The sequence below is a fragment of the Streptomyces ochraceiscleroticus genome, assembly GCF_000720485.1.
Lineage (GTDB): Bacteria > Actinomycetota > Actinomycetes > Streptomycetales > Streptomycetaceae > Streptomyces > Streptomyces ochraceiscleroticus.
In genome coordinates, this window is the sequence record NZ_JOAX01000023.1 from 89,152 (window position 1) to 107,234 (window position 18,083).

The 18,083-nt window shown below is 70.9% G+C and carries 12 protein-coding genes; 11 read left to right on the plus strand and 1 reads right to left on the minus strand.

Going from position 1 to position 18,083, the window contains the following annotated elements:
• Positions 1-216: 216 nt before the first annotated feature.
• The gene (locus IG84_RS0126390; RefSeq protein WP_031062226.1) at positions 217-1,209 is read right to left on the minus strand and encodes an Lrp/AsnC family transcriptional regulator; all 993 of its coding nucleotides are present in this window, start codon (positions 1,207-1,209) and stop codon (positions 217-219) included.
• A 252-nt stretch (positions 1,210-1,461) separates the two neighbouring features.
• On the opposite strand from IG84_RS0126390, the gene folC reads away from it, so the two are divergent.
• From folC to IG84_RS0126445, 11 genes are all read left to right on the plus strand, one after another.
• Positions 1,462-3,003: a bifunctional tetrahydrofolate synthase/dihydrofolate synthase gene (gene folC, locus IG84_RS0126395; protein WP_031062228.1), complete on the plus strand. Its 1,542-nt coding sequence runs from the start codon at positions 1,462-1,464 to the stop codon at positions 3,001-3,003.
• Between the two features lie 3 nt (positions 3,004-3,006).
• Complete coding sequence (locus IG84_RS0126400) at positions 3,007-3,372, plus strand: DUF4233 domain-containing protein (RefSeq protein WP_031062231.1); 366 nt, start codon at positions 3,007-3,009, stop codon at positions 3,370-3,372.
• A 258-nt stretch (positions 3,373-3,630) separates the two neighbouring features.
• A complete protein-coding gene (gene ndk / locus IG84_RS0126405) occupies positions 3,631-4,044 on the plus strand; it encodes a nucleoside-diphosphate kinase (RefSeq protein WP_031062232.1) in 414 nt (137 codons plus the stop codon).
• 293 nt (positions 4,045-4,337) lie between these two features.
• Positions 4,338-5,357 (plus strand): rod shape-determining protein, encoded by a 1,020-nt coding sequence (locus IG84_RS0126410; protein WP_030249658.1) that lies wholly within the window; start codon positions 4,338-4,340, stop codon positions 5,355-5,357.
• A gap of 302 nt (positions 5,358-5,659) precedes the next feature.
• Entirely contained in the window at positions 5,660-6,595 is a 936-nt protein-coding gene (gene mreC, locus IG84_RS0126415; protein ID WP_031062233.1) for a rod shape-determining protein MreC, read from the plus strand.
• 5 nt (positions 6,596-6,600) lie between these two features.
• Positions 6,601-7,317, plus strand: coding sequence for a rod shape-determining protein MreD (gene mreD, locus IG84_RS0126420; RefSeq protein ID WP_031062235.1), 717 nt, complete (start codon positions 6,601-6,603; stop codon positions 7,315-7,317).
• A 64-nt stretch (positions 7,318-7,381) separates the two neighbouring features.
• Positions 7,382-9,520 (plus strand): penicillin-binding protein 2, encoded by a 2,139-nt coding sequence (mrdA, locus tag IG84_RS0126425; RefSeq protein WP_031062236.1) that lies wholly within the window; start codon positions 7,382-7,384, stop codon positions 9,518-9,520.
• Positions 9,517-10,713, plus strand: a complete 1,197-nt coding sequence (gene rodA, locus IG84_RS0126430; protein ID WP_031062237.1) for a rod shape-determining protein RodA — start codon at positions 9,517-9,519, stop codon at positions 10,711-10,713. Before mrdA ends, rodA begins: the two co-directional genes overlap by 4 nt.
• A gap of 222 nt (positions 10,714-10,935) precedes the next feature.
• Complete coding sequence (locus IG84_RS0126435; RefSeq protein ID WP_031062238.1) at positions 10,936-14,319, plus strand: pyruvate carboxylase; 3,384 nt, start codon at positions 10,936-10,938, stop codon at positions 14,317-14,319.
• 146 nt (positions 14,320-14,465) lie between these two features.
• Complete coding sequence (locus IG84_RS0126440) at positions 14,466-16,073, plus strand: CYTH and CHAD domain-containing protein (RefSeq protein WP_051862450.1); 1,608 nt, start codon at positions 14,466-14,468, stop codon at positions 16,071-16,073.
• A gap of 61 nt (positions 16,074-16,134) precedes the next feature.
• Positions 16,135-18,063 carry a TIGR03960 family B12-binding radical SAM protein gene (locus tag IG84_RS0126445; RefSeq protein ID WP_031062241.1) on the plus strand — a complete coding sequence of 643 codons (1,929 nt, stop codon included), beginning with the start codon at positions 16,135-16,137 and terminating at the stop codon, positions 18,061-18,063.
• Positions 18,064-18,083: the final 20 nt, after the last annotated feature.

Below are 18,083 nucleotides of genomic sequence, written 5' to 3' on the forward strand. Positions count from 1 at the left end.
AGTGGTCAATAGTCATGCACAGATGAATCTTCTGGACGCAAAGAATTAACAACTGACGCTTACAGCCGCGCTGGACTGGTGGTCTGGGGCGGGTGGTGGTCCGGGGAGGGAACACGAGCCGGGGGCCGCCTGCCGTTCGCGAGCCGGGAGACCAGCCCGCTGCCCGCAGCGCCCGCAGCACTCCCGGCCGGGGGCGCGTACGGCCTCCCCGCCGATTCAGCCCGCCGCCCTGAGCGACCGCATCAGCGGTGTCGGGGTGGCGCTGCGCTTCAGGGCCGCCACCACCAGGTGCGAGCTGACCGCCTCCACGTGCCGCACCCACGGCCCCTCGGTGAGGAAGGCGTGCAGCGCCGTCATCGACGGCTGGGTGACATCCACCAGTAGCTGGTGCTCGCCCATCACCACCGCCGCATAACGCACCAGCGGCGACTCCGTCAGCAGCCGCCCGACGGCCTCCACCGCGTCCGGCCGGGTCCTGATCCACAGCAGCGCCTCGACCGGCAGCCCCAGCAGCGCCGGCTCCACCGCGGCCCGTATCGACACCGCGCCCGACCGGGTCAGCGCCTCCACCCGACGCCGCGCCGTCGCCTCGGACACCCCGGCCAGCGCGGCCAGCTCCTCGTGCGTGCGCCGCCCGTCCTCGGCCAGCGCCTCCACGATGCGCCGCTCCTCCGGTCCCAGCTCCTCGGCCGGCGCGCTCGCCTGCTCGGGGCGGGCCGGGAAGCGGGACAGCGCGGCCGCCTCGGCCTCGTCCAGGATGCCGGGGCGCCAGTCGTGGACCGTACGGAAGTACCGCAGGACGGGGGAGACGTGCTGGGCGGTCAGGCCCGGCACGGCCGGCGCCTCGTCGAGCATCAGCGCGGCCAGCCGGCCCGGCGGGCACTGCACCTCCGCTACGCAGTCCGGCGGCCCGGACAGCACGTAACTGAAGACCGTGCCGGCGCGGTCCGCCATCGCCAGCGCCGCGTCCCGCGCCGTACCGGGCGGGCAGCCCAGCCGCACGATTGCCGTCTCGCCGCGGGCGACCAGCCCGGTGACCGTCACCTGGCCGCTGCCCAGCAGGTGCAGGCCGCGGCGTGCGACGGTGCGCTCCGGCTCGCCGAGCGCGGCGGCGATGCGGCGCCAGGACGCGCGGCCGTCGATCTGCAGGGCGGCGATGATCCGGCGGTCCAGGGCGTCGGGCCCTTGGCCCGTGTCGGCAGCGGTCACGGGATCACAGTAACGACAGCCAAGAACAGTAAAGAGACCGTGTGCGGCGGCTGGCCGGGGGGTGTCCGACAGGAAGGTGCGGGAGTGAGGGCCGTGCGCACCCCCGGAGGCACTCGCGTCCGCCGTGCGTCGCCTCCTCCTTCTTCTTATTCCGGCAACGATTACGGCGGGTGAAAAGGTGCCCTCGGTCAATTACATATTGTAGTTGTACGCCCTGTGAGGGATATGCGGCCGTTCTCCTAGACTGGTGCTGTGAGCGAGCGCCCCGAGAACGACGACCCCGACCCGATCGACCCCGATCTGATCCCCGGCCCGGAGGTCGACGCCTTCGACGAGATGATCGAGGCCGAGACCGACCGAGACCCCGACCTCGCGGTGATCGAGGCCGGCAGCCGCACGCTGCGGGCCCAGGCCGGACCGCCGACGAGCGACGTGCCGGCGCGCCCCGAGGACCCCGAGGTGGACCGCGCGCTGCGCGCCGTGGAGGCCGAGCTGGCGACCCGCTGGGGCGAGACCAAGCTCGACCCGTCGGTGCAGCGCATCGCGGCGCTGATGGACATCCTCGGGGAGCCGCAGCGCTCGTACCGTTCGATCCACATCACCGGCACGAACGGCAAGACCAGCACGGCCCGCATGATCGAGGCGCTGCTGGCCGCCTTCGACCTGCGTACCGGGCGCTACACCAGCCCGCACGTCCAGTCGATCACCGAGCGGATCAGCCTGGACGGCGCGCCGATCTCCGCCGAGAAGTTCATCGAGACGTACGAGGACATCAAGCCGTACGTGGAGATGGTGGACGAGCGGGAGGACTACCGGCTGTCCTTCTTCGAGGTGATGACCGGGATGGCGTACGCGGCCTTCGCGGACGCGCCCGTCGACATCGCCGTCGTCGAGGTCGGCATGGGCGGTAGGTGGGACGCCACGAACGTGATCGACGGTGACGTCGCCGTGGTCACGCCCATCTCGCTCGATCACACCGACCGGCTCGGCGACACCCCTGAGGCGATCGCGGGCGAGAAGTCCGGGATCATCAAGAAGGACGCCACGGTCGTGCTCGCGCAGCAGCCGGTGGAGGCCGCCGCGGTGATGCTCAAGCGCGCCGTCGACGTGGACGCCACGGTCGCCCGCGAGGGCATGGAGTTCGGCGTGCTCGCGCGCGAGCAGGCGGTCGGCGGGCAGCTGCTGACGCTGCGCGGCCTGGGCGGCGAGTACACCGATGTCTTCCTGCCGCTGTACGGCGCGCACCAGGCGCACAATGCGGCCGTCGCGCTCGCCGCCGTCGAGGCGTTCTTCGGGGTCGGTACGGAGCACGCCCGCACGCTGGACATCGACACCATCCGCTCCGCGTTCGCCTCGGTGTCCTCGCCGGGCCGGATGGAGGTCGTGCGCCGGAGCCCCACGGTGGTGCTGGACGCGGCGCACAACCCCGCGGGCGCCCGCGCGACTGCCGAAGCGGTGACCGAGGCGTTCGGTTTCAGCCGACTTGTGGGCGTGGTCGGTGCGAGTGGGGACAAGGACGTACGCGGGCTGCTGGAGGCGTTCGAGCCGATCTTCGCGGAGGTCGTGGTGACGCGGAACTCCACGCCCCGTTCGATGGATCCGGACGAGCTGGCCGCCCTGGCCGTCGAGGTCTTCGGTGCCGAGCGGGTGCAGGTCGAGCCGCGACTGGACGACGCCCTGGAGGCGGCGATCACGCTGGCCGAGGAAGAGGGCGAGTACAGCGGCGCGGGCGTGCTGGTCACCGGCTCCGTGATCACGGTGGGCGAGGCCCGGCTGCTCATGGGAAGGAACTGAGACATGCGCACCCTGTGTGCGAGCACGCTGATCGGCGAGTTCTTCGTGATCGGCTTCGCCGGCCTGGTCGCCATGCAGACCTCTGACCTGTCCACGGCCACGGTCTGGACGGTCAGCGGTATCGCGATGCTGCTGTCGCTGCTGCTGTGCGGGATGCTGTCGCGGCCCGGCGGGGTGGCGCTCGGCTGGGTGCTGCAGATCGCGCTGATCGCGAGCGGGGTGATCGTGCCGACGATGTACTTCCTCGGCGCGGTCTTCGCGGCGCTGTGGTGGGCGTCGGTCCACTTCGGCCGCAAGATCGACGAGGCGAAGGCGCGGTGGGCGGCCCAGGCCGCCCAGGCCAACGCCGCGGGCCCCGACCCGGCCTGACCCGTACGGGGACCGCGCCGGCCCGGCACCGTCCGGCCGCGCGGCCCCCGCGCCGTCCGGCCGCGCAAGTCCCGGCCCCCGGCGCTCTCCCGGCCGCACAGCCCCCCGCACCGTCCGGCCGCGCGGACCCGGCACCCTCCGGCCGCGCAGCCCCCGGTGCCACCCCTCGCAGGTCGCAGGCCCGGGCCCCCGGCGCGCCGCGTGCCCCATGTAGCCTCGGCACACCCGTAACTGTCTGTATTGCAAGGAGCCCCACCGATGAGCCAGCGCACCCTCGTCCTTCTCAAGCCCGACGCCGTGCAGCGCGGCCTGGTCGGCGAGATCATCGGCCGTATCGAGCGCAAGGCCGGCTGGACGATCAGCGCGCTGGAGCTGCGCACCCTCGACCGCGCGGTCCTGGAGCAGCACTACGCCGAGCACGTCGGCCGGGACTTCTACGAGCCGCTGGTGACGTTCATGTCCTCCGGTCCGGTCGTCTCCCTCGTCGTCGAGGGCGAGCGGGTGATCGAGGGCGTACGCCAGTTGGCTGGTCCTACCGACCCGATCAAGGCGCCGAGCGGGTCCATTCGGGGGGACTTCGGCACAATCACCCGGGAAAACCTCATTCACGCGTCCGACTCCGAGGAGTCCGCCGAGCGCGAGATCAAGATTTTCTTCCCTGGCCTGTCCTGACGGGGCATCAGGCACAAACCGCGCGCGACCTGGGGCGACCGAAGAAATTCGGTCGCCCTTCGGCATACGTACAGCCAACCGGGGAACGCATCACCCCGACACGACGTCACCATTAAGGGGGGCGGGCACGTGTTCCGCTGACAATGGCGGAGGAACCCCGCACCGCGTTCGAGCGGACGGGCCTTCCCGGACTACCATGAAGGCTTCCGCGCGTCAGCGCATCACCTCCTGCCGACCTCCAGTAAGCATTCGCTCCAGTTGGGAAGGCCAGACGTATCCTCATGGGGAACAACATGTCGTTCATCGGCCGTGACATGGCTGTCGACCTCGGCACCGCCAACACGCTGGTGTACGTCAGGGGTCGAGGGATCGTTCTGAACGAACCGTCGGTCGTGGCCATCAATACCAACACCGGCGGCATCCTCGCCGTGGGCGCCGAGGCCAAGAAGATGATCGGCCGCACCCCTGGCAACATCGTGGCCGTCCGCCCCCTCAAGGACGGCGTGATCGCCGACTTCGAGATCACCGAGCGGATGCTCCGCTACTTCATCCTCAAGATCCACAAGCGCCGGTACCTCGCCCGGCCGCGGGTCGTCGTCTGTGTGCCCTCCGGCATCACCGGCGTCGAGCGCCGCGCGGTCATCGAGGCGTCGACGCAGGCCGGCGCCCGTCAGGTGCACATCATCGAGGAGCCCATGGCCGCGGCCATCGGTTCCGGGCTGCCGGTCCACGAGGCCACCGGCAACATGGTGGTGGACATCGGCGGCGGTACGACCGAGGTCGCGGTCATCTCGCTCGGCGGAATCGTCACGGCGCAGTCGATCCGGGTGGCCGGCGACGAGCTGGACAACGCGATCATCCAGCACATCAAGAAGGAGTACAGCCTCCTCCTCGGTGAGCGGACGGCCGAGTCCATCAAGATCACGATCGGTTCGGCGTACGACCTCGACCAGGACGAGCACACCGAGATCCGCGGCCGCGACCTGGTCTCGGGCCTGCCCAAGACCGTGGTCATCTCCGCGGCCGAGGTCCGCAAGGCCATCGAGGAGCCGGTCAACTCCATCGTCGACGCCGTGAAGACGACCCTCGACAAGTGCCCGCCGGAGCTCTCCGGCGACGTGATGGACCGCGGCATCGTCCTCACCGGCGGCGGCGCCCTGCTCCGTGGCCTGGACGAGCGGCTCCGCCGCGAGACCGGCATGCCGATCCACATCGCCGAGGACCCGCTCGACTCCGTCGCGCTCGGTTCCGGCAAGTGCGTGGAGGAGTTCGAGGCCCTGCAGCAGGTCCTCGACTCGCAGCCGCGCAGATGACCTGTCGGCGATCTGCCGTACGGCCGCCCGCCGGCCCGTACGGCAGATCGCTGAAAGACAGCCGCTCGTTGATATACAACAGACAGCACGCACTCCCGTAGTGCTTCGTCCCCCGTAGCACTTCACCCCCCACCCCACCCCGACGCCCCGCAGTACCGGCACTTCCGGTACCGCCCGCCGCACGGCGGTCCGCGCACCACCGAAGTCGCACAACTCAACTCAAGGCACAACCCAGATCCCCAGCGAGACCGGCGCGGGCCCGCAGCCGGCCGGTCCTACGAGGAAGGACACGGCCGCCGCACGTGAGGGACACACGAGAGAGCCGGCTCCTGCTGGTGCTGCTGGTCGCGATCGCGTTCGCACTGATCACGGTGGACATCCGCGGCGGCGAGCAGTCCCCGCTGCAGGGTGCCCGGCAGGCCGCGGCCGCCGCCTTCGGGCCGGTCGAGACCGGTGTCGCCTCGGTCGTGGACCCCGTCGGCAACGCCGTCGACGCCGTCCGTGACTCGGACGGCCGGCACAGCCGCATCGCCCAGCTGGAACGCGACAACGCCGCCCTGAAGGCCAAGCTCGGCTCCTCCGACCGCGACCATGTGCGCGCCGGGGAGCTGGACAAGATGCTCAAGACCGCGGGCGCCGGCCAGTACGCCATCAAGGGCGCCCAGGTCATCGCCATAGGAGCCGCCCAGGGCTTCTCCTGGACCGTCACCATCGACGCCGGGTCCAAGGACGGCATCGCCCGCGACATGACCGTACTGAACGGCGACGGGCTGGTCGGCCGGGTCACCACCGTCGGCAAGGACACCGCCACCGTCCTGCTCGCCATCGACCCCGACTTCACCGTCGGCACCCGCATGGAGAAGACCAACGAGATCGGCTTCGCCAACGGGCAGGGCGGCGGACCGCTGCGCGTCCAGCTCCTCAACGGCAAGGCGAACGTGAAGAAGGGCGACCGGATGGTCACCTTTGGATCCAGCGAGGGCAAGCCCTTCGTGCCGGGCGTGCCGGTCGGCACCATCACCCACGTCGGCAGCGCCAACGGCGACCTCACCCGTACGGTCCAGGTCAAGCCCTTCGCCGGCTTCTCCCGCCTGGACGTCGTCGGTGTCGTCGTCCAGCCGCCGCGCGACAACCCCCGGGACACGGTCCTGCCGCCCAAGCCCGCCAAGCCCAAGCCCACCCCGACGGTCACCGTGACCGCCAAGCCCAAGCCTTCTCCGAGCGGCGCCAGGAGCTGAGCCCGATGCGCATCAACCGGATCCTCCTCTCCACCGCCCTCGTGGCCGTGGCCCTCGTCGTCCAGGTGGGTGTGCTCGCCAGACTGCACCTCCCCGGAGCCGTACCGGACCTCGTCCTCCTCGTCGTCCTCGGACTGTCGATGGTGTACGGGCATGTGGCCGGGGCCTTCATCGGCTTCGGCGCCGGGCTCCTCGCCGACCTGGCGCCCCCCTCCGACCACGCGATCGGCCGCTACGCCCTCGTGCTCTGCGTCATCGGCTACGCCGCCGGTCTCACCAGGCCCGACAAGAGCCGGCACCGCTCCGCCTCGCTGCCGCTGATCGTCGTGGTCTGCGCCGCCATCGGCTCGACCCTGCTCTACGCCGGCGTCGGCTCGCTGGCCGGCGACAATGCGGGCGACACCGTCGGCATCCCCCTTCTGGTGTTCACCGCCATCGTCTACGACCTCGTGCTCGCCCCCTTCAGCGTCCCGCTCGTGATGGCCCTGGCCCGCCGCTCGGACAACGACCCGCTGGCCGGGGAGAGTTCGGGCGGCACGCAGTCCGGTGGGATGACGGGGGAGGCCGCGTACGGCTGGCTCTCCACCGGCTCCGGGCTGCGCATGAGCCGCCCCGGCCGCGGCGGCCGGACGCCGCGGATCGGCAGCCAGCGCGGCGGCCTCCTCGGCGGCAAGGCGAACCGCACGAAGCCGGCACGCATCAAGGGGGTCAAGCGCCTGTGAGCAACACACCGTCCGGGGCATCGGCCCCCTGCGTACCGTTCCGCGCCGGGCGAGAGGGGGACCGGTGAGCAACATTCCCGAGACGGGCCGGACGACCCGCGTCACCGTCCGCCTCGTCGCCATCCAGATACTGGTCTTCTCGCTGCTGCTCACCCTGGGCGGCCGGCTGTGGTACCTCCAGATCCGCAACGGCGACGAGTACGCCGCCGAGGCCAGCGGCAACCACGTCCAGCAGGTCGTCGACCCGGCCGTGCGCGGCTCCATCCTCGACGCGCGCGGCGTGCCGCTCGCCGACAACGAGACCCGTCTCGTCGTCTCCGCCAGCCGTACCGCGCTGATGAAGATGGACGACGAGGGCAAGGCCGTACTGACCCGCCTGGCGCACGTGCTGGGCATGTCGTACACCGACGTCAAGAACAAGGTCCGGCTCTGCGACGCCAAGACGCCGCAGCCCTGCTGGAACGGCTCGCCCTTCCAGCCCATCCCGATCACCGACGAGGCCACCACCCAGCAGGCCCTGAAGATCCGGGAGAGCTCCGAGGACTTCCCCGGCATCTCCGCCGAGCCCACCGCCGTACGCCGCTACCCGGCCCCCGCCAAGGCCGCGACCTCCCAGGTGCTCGGCTACCTCTCGCCGGTCACCGACGAGGAGATCAAGAAGGCGGAGCACACGAACTCGCCGTTCCTGCGCTCGGACATGGTCGGCCGCTCGGGTCTTGAGCGGACGTACGACAGCGCGCTGCGCGGCAAGGCCGGCGTCACCCGCTACCAGGTCGACAACCTCGGCCGGGTCATGGGCAAGGCCAAGAGCGACCCGGCCCGGCCCGGCGACAACGTCGTGACGTCGATAGACGCCCGGGTGCAGGGCGTGGCGGAGCAGCAGCTCCACCAGGCGATGGTGGAGGCCCGCAAGCAGCACGACCGCAACACCGGCACGAACTACAAGGCCGACGCGGGCGCCGTCGTCGTCATGGAGGCCAAGACCGGCCGGGTGGTCGCGATGGCGTCCCAGCCGGACTACGACCCGAACGCCTGGGTCGGCGGCATCTCGGCGAAGGACTACGAGAAGCTCACCGGCAAGAAGTCCAACTACCCGCTGCTGAACCGCGCGATCCAGGGCCAGGCGGCCCCCGGCTCGATCTTCAAGGTCATCTCGTCCTCGGCCGCGGTCAACGCCGGGTACGACTTCAACGGCCGGTACAACTGCTCCAGTTCGTACAACGTGGGCGGGCAGGTCTTCAAGAACTTCGAGTCCGAGAGCCACGGTGCGATCACCCTGGGCCGGGCGCTGGAGGTCTCCTGCGACACCGTCTTCTACGACCTGGCCTACAAGCAGTGGCTCAAGGACGGCGGCAACAAGCCCAAGGACCCCAAGGACTGGTTCTACAAGACCGCGCACCAGTTCGGCCTCGGCAAGGAGACCGGCATCGACCTGCCCAACGAGGTCAAGGGCCGGGTTCCGGACCGCCAGTGGAAGAAGGACTTCTGGAAGGCCAACAAGGACTCCTGGTGCAAGACCGGCAAGAAGGGCGGCAGCTACGTCCAGCGCCTCGCCTACGAGAGCTGTCTCGAAGGCATGAAGATGCGCGCCGGTGACTCGGTCAACTACTCCATCGGCCAGGGCGACACCCTCGTGACGCCGATCCAGATGGCGACGATCTACGGAGCCATCGCCAACGGCGGGACGATGTACGACCCGACCATCGGCAAGGCGATCATCAGCGCCAACGGCAAGAAGGTCCGGGACATCGCGCCGCAGGCGCACGGCAAGCTCCCCGACACGCCCAAGACGCTGAAGCAGATCGACAAGGCGCTGGCCGGCGTGGCCACCCGCGGTACCGCCGCCTGGCGGTTCCAGAACTGGCCGCAGAAGCAGATCCCGATGCACGCCAAGACCGGTACCGCCGAGGTCTACGGCAAGCAGACGACGTCGTGGTTCGCCACGTACACCAAGGAATACACGATCGTCATGACGATCGCCCAGGGTGGTACGGGCTCCGGCGCCTCGGGCCCGGCCGTCCGCAAGATCTATGACGCGCTGTACGGCGTGGACGCCAAGGGCAAGATCCACAAGGGCAAGGCGCTGCTGCCGAAGCCGCAGGCGAGCCTGCCCAGGATCGACCGGGACGGCAACATCACGGCCGGCAAGCTGACCAAGCCGATCATCAACGACGAGAAGAAGCCGGAAGGGGCGGTCCAGTGACCAGCAGCAGCTACGCCATCCGGCGCTACGCCCCCGACCGCGGCGTCTGGTCCAAGCTCACCGCCCGGGACTCCGTCGTCCGGCGGCTGGACTGGATACTGCTCTTCTCCTGCCTGGCCCTCTCGCTCATCGGCGCGGTCCTGGTCTTCTCGGCCACCCGCAACCGCATCGAGCTGAACCAGGGCGACCAGTACTCCTACGTCCTCAAGCACCTGCTCAACACCGGCATCGGCCTCGCGCTCGCGACCGGCACGGTGTGGCTGGGCCACCGCACGCTGCGCGGCGCCGTCCCCATCCTGTACGGCCTCTCGCTGGTGCTCTCCGCGCTGGTGCTCACCCCGCTCGGCGCCACCATCAACGGCTCGCGGTCCTGGCTCGCCATCCCCGGCGGGCTCTCCCTGCAGCCCGCCGAGTTCGCGAAGATCACCATCACCCTGGGCATGGCGATGGTCCTCGCCGCACGGGTCGACGCGGGCGACCGGGAACACCCCGGCCACCGCTCCGTCCTCCAGGCGCTCGGCATCGCCCTGGTCCCGATAGCGGTCATCATGCTGATGCCGGACCTCGGCTCGGTCATGGTCCTCGGCACGATCGTGCTCGCCGTGCTGCTCGCCTCCGGCGCGTCCAACCGCTGGGTCATCGGCCTGGTGACCCTGGGCGTCGTGGGCTGCCTGAGCGTCTGGCAGCTTCATCTGCTCGACGACTACCAGATCGCCCGGTTCGCGGCCTTCGCCAACCCGAGCCTGGACCCGGCGGGCGTCGGCTACAACACCAATCAGGCCCGCATCGCCATCGGGTCCGGCGGGCTCTTCGGCTCGGGCCTCTTCCAGGGCAGCCAGACCACCGGCCAGTTCGTGCCCGAGCAGCAGACCGACTTCATCTTCACGGTCGCCGGCGAGGAGCTGGGCTTCCTCGGCGCGGGCCTGATCATCTTCCTGCTGGGCGTGGTGCTCTGGCGCGCCTGCCGGATCGCCCGCGAGTCCTCCGAGCTGTACAGCACGATCGTCGCCTCCGGCATCATCGCCTGGTTCGCCTTCCAGGCGTTCGAGAACATCGGGATGACGCTTGGCATCATGCCGGTCACCGGCCTGCCGCTGCCGTTCGTCTCCTACGGCGGCACCTCGATGTTCGCCGTCTGGATCGCCATCGGACTGCTGCAGTCGATCAGAGTCCAGCGGCCCGTCTCCGCCTGACCCCGACCGCCGTGCCGTGGCCCGGATCCCCGCGAAGGGGGCCGGGCCACAGCCGTTCCGGTACACGTACCCACTTCACACGGACACGGACTGTGACAGGTCTTACGTGGCGGTAACGCCGTCCGGGCGGCATGCTGTCGCGGAAACAGCAGTGAGCCAGCGAGTTCCCCGTATCCGTACGCAGGCGCCCCCAAGCCGCCCCGTCAGGAGAAGTCAGCTCCCATGTTCTCGAAGGTCCTGGTCGCCAACCGTGGCGAAATCGCCATCCGCGCCTTCCGCGCCGCCTATGAGCTGGGCGCGCAGACCGTAGCGGTGTTCCCCCACGAGGATCGCAACTCCGGCCACCGCCTCAAGGCGGACGAGGCTTACCAGATCGGCGAGCCCGGCCACCCCGTGCGCGCCTACCTCTCGGTCGACGAGGTCGTCAGCGCCGCACGGCAGGCCGGCGCCGACGCCGTCTACCCCGGGTACGGCTTTCTCTCCGAGAACCCCGACCTGGCCGCCGCCTGCGCCGAGCACGGCATCACCTTCGTCGGCCCCTCCACCGAAGTACTGGAGCTCACCGGCAACAAGGCGCGGGCCATCGCCGCCGCCAAGGCCGCCGGGCTGCCCGTCCTCGCCTCCTCCGCGCCCTCCTCCGACGTCGAGGAGCTGCTGGCGGCGGCCGAGGACATGGAGTTCCCGGTCTTCGTGAAGGCCGTGGCCGGCGGCGGCGGGCGCGGCATGCGCCGGGTCGCCGAGCGCTCCCAGCTCCGCGAGGCCGTCGAGGCGGCGGCCCGCGAGGCCGAGTCGGCCTTCGGCGACCCCACCGTCTTCCTGGAGCAGGCCGTCGTCGACCCGCGCCACATCGAGGTGCAGATCCTCGCCGACACCCACGGCAACGTGATCCACCTCTACGAGCGGGACTGCAGCGTCCAGCGCCGCCACCAGAAGGTCATCGAGCTGGCCCCGGCCCCGAACCTCGCCCCCGAGCTGCGCGAGAAGATCTGCGCCGACGCCGTCGCCTTCGCCCGGCAGATCGGCTACACCTGCGCCGGCACCGTCGAATTCCTCGTCGACGCCCGCGGCAACCACGTCTTCATCGAGATGAACCCGCGCATCCAGGTCGAGCACACCGTCACCGAAGAGGTGACGGACGTCGACCTCGTACAGTCGCAGCTGCGCATCGCCGCCGGTGAATCGCTGGCCGACCTCGGGCTCAGCCAGGAGAAGATCGTGCTGCGCGGCTCCGCGCTGCAGTGCCGCATCACCACCGAGGACCCCGCCAACGGCTTCCGCCCCGACACCGGCCGGATCACCGCCTACCGCTCCCCGGGCGGCGCGGGCGTCCGCCTGGACGGCGGCACCAACCTCGGCGCCGAGGTCGGCGCCCACTTCGACTCGATGCTGGTCAAGCTGACCTGCCGGGGCCGGGACTTCGCGACCGCCGTCGGGCGCGCCCGGCGCGCCGTCACCGAGTTCCGCATCCGCGGCGTCGCCACCAACATCCCGTTCCTGCAGGCGGTACTGGACACCCCGGACTTCCGCGAGGGGAAGGTCACCACCTCCTTCATCGAGCAGCACCCCGAACTGCTCACCCAGCGCGGCTCCGCCGACCGCGGCACCCGCATCCTCGAATACCTCGCCGACGTCACGGTCAACAAGCCGCACGGCGATCGCCCCGCCACCGTCGCGCCGCACGAGAAGCTGCCCGCGATCGACACCTCCGCGCCGATCCCCGACGGCTCCCGGCAGCGGCTCCTGCAGCTCGGCCCCGAGGGCTTCGCCGCCGACCTGCGCGCCCGGCCCGCGCTCGGCGTCACCGACACCACCTTCCGCGACGCCCACCAGTCCCTGCTGGCCACCCGCGTCCGCACCAAGGACCTGCTGGAGGTCGCGGGCCACGTCGCGCGCACCACCCCCGAGCTGCTCTCCCTCGAAGCGTGGGGCGGCGCGACGTACGACGTGGCGCTGCGCTTCCTGTACGAGGACCCGTGGGAGCGGCTGGCCGCGCTGCGCGAAGCCGTCCCCAACATCTGTCTGCAGATGCTGCTGCGCGGCCGCAACACCGTCGGCTACACCCCCTACCCGGAGCAGGTCACCCGCTCCTTCGTGCAGGAGGCCGCCGACACCGGCATCGACATCTTCCGCATCTTCGACGCGCTCAACAACGTCGACCAGATGCGCCCCGCGATCGACGCCGTGCGCGAGACCGGCACCGCGATCGCCGAGGTCGCCATGAGCTACACCGGCGACCTCGCCAACCCCGGCGAGAAGCTCTACACCCTCGACTACTACCTCCGCCTCGCCGAGCAGATCGTCGACGCCGGCGCCCATGTCCTCGCCATCAAGGACATGGCGGGCCTGCTCCGCGCCCCCGCCGCGAAGAAGCTGGTCACGGCGCTGCGCGAGAACTTCGATCTGCCCGTCCACATCCACACCCACGACACCCCCGGCGGCCAGCTCGCCACCTACCTCGCGGGCTGGGAGGCCGGCGCCGACGCGGTCGACGGCGCCTCCGCCGCCCTGGCCGGTACCACCAGCCAGCCCGCCCTCTCCGCGATCGTCGCCGCCGCCGCGCACACCGACCGCGACACCGGCATCGACCTCGACGCGGTCTGCGCCCTGGAGCCGTACTGGGAGGCCGTACGCAAGGTCTACGCGCCCTTCGAGGCCGGCCTCCCCGCCCCCACCGGACGCGTCTACGCGCACGAGATCCCCGGCGGCCAGCTCTCCAACCTCCGCCAGCAGGCCATCGCGCTCGGCCTCGGCGACCGCTTCGAGCAGATCGAGAACGCGTACGCGGGCGCCGACCGCCTCCTCGGCCGCCTCGTCAAGGTCACCCCCAGCTCCAAGGTCGTCGGCGACCTCGCGCTCGCACTGGTCGGCGCCGGGGTCTCCACCGAGGAGTTCGCCGCCGACCCGGCCCGCTTCGACATCCCCGGCTCGGTCATCGGCTTCCTCCGCGGCGAGCTGGGCGAACCGGCCGGCGGCTGGCCCGAGCCGCTGCGCAGCCGCGCCCTCGAAGGCCGCGCCGAGGCCCCCGGCATCACCGAACTGTCCGCCGACGAGTCCAAGCGCCTCTCGGCCTCGTCCGCCGAGCGCCAGGCCGTACTGAACGAGCTGCTCTTCCCCGGCCCGGCCAAGGACTTCACGACCCACCGCGAGCGCTACGGCGACACCTCCCCGCTCTCCAGCGACCTGTTCTTCTACGGGCTGCACCACGGCGAGGAACACGTCGTCCGGCTCGCTCCCGGCGTCCAGCTCCTCATCGGCCTGGAGGCGATCTCCGAGGCCGACGAGCGCGGCATGCGCACCGTGATGTGCATCCTCAACGGCCAGCTCCGGCCCATCCAGGTCCGCGACCGGTCGGTCGCCAGCGAGGTGCCGACCGCCGAGAAGGCCGACAAGAACAACCCCGGCCACCTTCCCGCGCCGTTCGCCGGCGTGGTCACCCTCGCCGTCGAGGAAGGACAGCAGGTCGAGGCGGGCGCCACCATCGGCACCATCGAGGCGATGAAGATGGAGGCGGCGATCACCGCACCCACCGGCGGCACGGTCGCCCGCATCGCCATCTCCCCGATCGCCCAGGTCGAGGGCGGCGACCTGCTCATCGTCGTGGAGTGAGCACGGCGCCTCCTGGCGCAGTGAGCACGGCGCCCGGTGCGCGGCAGGCTTCCCGGCCCGCCGCGCACCGGGCCGCTTCCGGTCGCGGGGGTCATAGGGGCTCCGCAGGGCTCCCCAAAAGCGGGACAGGACAGTACGTTCGCCCCATGGCGGACACCGTGCGCGAGATCGAGCGGAAGTACGAAGCCAACGGCGCGGGCCTGCCGCCCGACGGCCTCCCCGACCTCACCGGCGTGGACCGGGTCGTGTCCGTCGCGGACCGCGGCGCGGCCACCCTCGACGCCACCTACTACGACACCGCCGACCGGCGGCTGGCCCGCGACGGCATCACCCTGCGCCGCCGCACCGGCGGCGACGATGCCGGCTGGCACCTGAAACTGCCCGTCGCCGCCCACGTACGCGACGAGATCCGCGCCCCGCTCTCCGACACCGTCCCCCGCGCCCTGCGCGGCCTGCTCCGCTCCCGCGTCCGCGACGCCGCACTGGCCCCCCTCGTACGGATCGAGACCCACCGCGAAGTACGGCAGCTTCTCGCCGCCGACGGCACGGTCCTCGCGGAGATCGCCACCGACCAGGTACGCGCCGACCGCCCGGCCGGCCCGGGGCGGACCGCCGAGTGGGCCGAGATCGAGGTCGAGCTGACGGCGGGCGGGGACATGGCACTCCTGGACGCGGTGGAGGAGCGTCTCCTGGGTGCCGGGCTGCGCCCCGCCTCCGCGGCCTCCAAGGCGGCCCGCGCGCTCCGCGACACGGCACCCAAGAGCGAGCGAAAGGCAGCCGCCAAGGCCACCGAAGCGGACCAAGGCGGCGAGCCGCCCACTGGAGAACCGCCCACCGCCGAGGAGATCATCCTCCGCTACCTCACCCGCCAGGTCCGCGCGATCACCGAGCTGGACCCCGCCGTCCGCCGCGACCTCCCCGACTCCGTCCACCAGATGCGCGTCGCCACCCGCCGCCTGCGCAGCGCCCTCCGCTCGTACGCCACCGTCCTGGACCGGGCCGCCACCGACCCCCTCGGCGCCGAGCTGAAATGGCTCGCGGCCGAGCTGGGCATCGACCGCGACGCCGAGGTCCTCACCGCCCGCATCCATGAAGCCCTGGCCGCGCTCCCCAAGGAGCTGCGCCCCGGCCCCGTACGCACCCGGCTGCGCACCTGGACCCAGGCCCACCGCAAAGGCTCCCGGAAACACCTCATCGCCGTCCTCGACGGCGAGCGCTACCTCACCCTCCTGAACTCCCTGGACGCACTGATCACCGACCCGCCCCGGGCCCGGGCCGCCACCCGCCCGGCCGACCGGGTCCTGCCCAAGGCGGTCGAACGCGACTTCCGGCGGCTGGCCGGACACATCGCGACCGCGCTGGCCGCGCCGCCCGGCCACGACCGGGACCTGGCCCTCCACGAGGCCCGCAAGGCCGCCAAGCGCACCCGCTACGCGGCGGAGGCGGCACGCCCCGAGCTGGGCCGCCCCGCGAAGGAGCTCGCCGCCCGCATGACGGAGCTCCAGGAACTGCTCGGCGACCACCAGGACGGCGTGGTGGCCCGCGAGGCACTGCGCGACCTGGCCGCCCAGGCCCACGCGGCGGGCGAGAACGCCTTCGCCTACGGCGTCCTGTACGCCCGCGAGGAGTCCCGCGCCACCACCCGCGAACACGAGCTGCCGGCCCTGTGGGCGACGATCTCCGCACCGGACCTCCGGGCGGCCCTGACCAGCGGCGTCGGCGCGGATTCGGGGACCGCCGGGGGAGCGCGTTAGGCTTGAGGGTCACCCTTCCCAGCTCATGCTGTGCTGTGCCGATCTAAGAGAGAACGCCGCGATGCCTGTCGAGACGGTCTTCCCGCGCCTGGAAGCGCTTCTCCCGCATGTCCAGAAGCCCATCCAGTACGTCGGTGGAGAGCTCAATTCCACCGTCAAGGACTGGGACGCGTGCGACGTGCGCTGGGCGCTCATGTACCCCGACGCCTACGAGGTCGGGCTGCCCAACCAGGGCGTCCAGATCCTGTACGAGGTCCTGAACGAGCGCGAGGGTGTGCTCGCCGAGCGCACCTACAGCGTCTGGCCCGACCTCGAAGCGCTGATGCGCGAGCACGGTGTGCCGCAGTTCACGGTCGACGCGCACCGCCCCATCGACGCGTTCGACGTGCTCGGCGTCTCCTTCTCCACCGAGCTGGGCTACACCAACCTGCTCACCGCGCTGGACCTGGCGAACATCCCCATGTACGCCAAGGACCGCACGGAGGACCACCCGCTGATCCTCGCGGGCGGCCACGCCGCCTTCAACCCCGAGCCGATCGCGGACTTCCTGGACTGCGCGGTGGTCGGCGACGGCGAGCAGGCCGTCCTGGAGATCACCGAGATCATCCGGACGTGGAAGGCCGAGGGCCGCCCCGGCGGCCGCGACGAGCTGCTCTTCCGCCTCGCGAAGACCGGCAGCGTCTACGTCCCCAAGTTCTACGACGTGGAGTACCTCGCCGACGGCCGCATCAGCCGCGTCGTGCCGAACCGCTCCGGCGTCCCGTGGCGCGTGTCCAAGCACACCGTCATGGACCTCGACGAGTGGCCCTACCCCAAGCAGCCGCTCGTCCCCCTGGCCGAGACCGTCCACGAACGGATGTCGGTCGAGATCTTCCGTGGCTGCACCCGCGGCTGCCGTTTCTGCCAGGCCGGCATGATCACGCGTCCCGTACGGGAGCGAAGCATCACCGGCATCGGCGACATGGTGGACAAGGGCCTGAAGGCCACGGGATTCGAGGAGGTCGGCCTGCTGTCGCTGTCCTCCGCGGACCACACCGAGATCGGCGACATCGCGAAGGGCCTCGCCGACCGGTACGAAGAGGACAAGATCGGCCTCTCCCTCCCCTCCACCCGCGTCGACGCGTTCAACATCGACCTGGCCAACGAGCTGACCCGCAACGGCCGCCGCTCGGGCCTGACGTTCGCGCCCGAGGGCGGCTCGGAACGCATCCGCAAGGTCATCAACAAGATGGTCTCGGAGGAGGACCTGATCCGTACGGTCTCCACGGCCTACGGCAACGGCTGGCGGCAGGTGAAGCTGTACTTCATGTGCGGCCTGCCGACCGAGACCGACGAGGACGTGCTGCAGATCGGCGACATGGCGGTCAACGTCATCGCCGAGGGCCGCCGGGTCTCCGGCCAGAACGACATCCGCTGCACGGTCTCCATCGGCGGCTTCGTCCCCAAGCCGCACACCCCCTTCCAGTGGGCCCCGCAGCTCTCCGCCGAGGAGACCGACGCCCGCCTGGAGAAGCTCCGCGACAAGATCCGCGGCGACAAGAAGTACGGCCGCTCCATCGGCTTCCGCTACCACGACGGCAAGCCCGGCATCGTCGAGGGCCTCCTCTCCCGCGGCGACCGCCGCATCGGCGCCGTGATCCGCGCGGTCTACGAGGACGGCGGCCGCTTCGACGGCTGGCGCGAGCACTTCTCCTACGACCGCTGGATGCAGGCCGCCGAGAAGACCCTCCCCGACTTCGGCGTCGACGTCGCCTGGTACACCACCCGCGAGCGCACCTACGAAGAAGTCCTCCCCTGGGACCACCTGGACTCCGGCCTCGACAAGGACTGGCTCTGGGAGGACTGGCAGGACGCCCTCGACGAAACCGAGGTCGACGACTGCCGCTGGACCCCCTGCTTCGACTGCGGGGTGTGTCCTCAGCTCGATTTGGACATCCAGATCGGCCCGACGGGGAAGAAGCTGCTTCCGCTGTCGGTCGTCAACAAGTAGGCACGCGCAGCACACCGGCC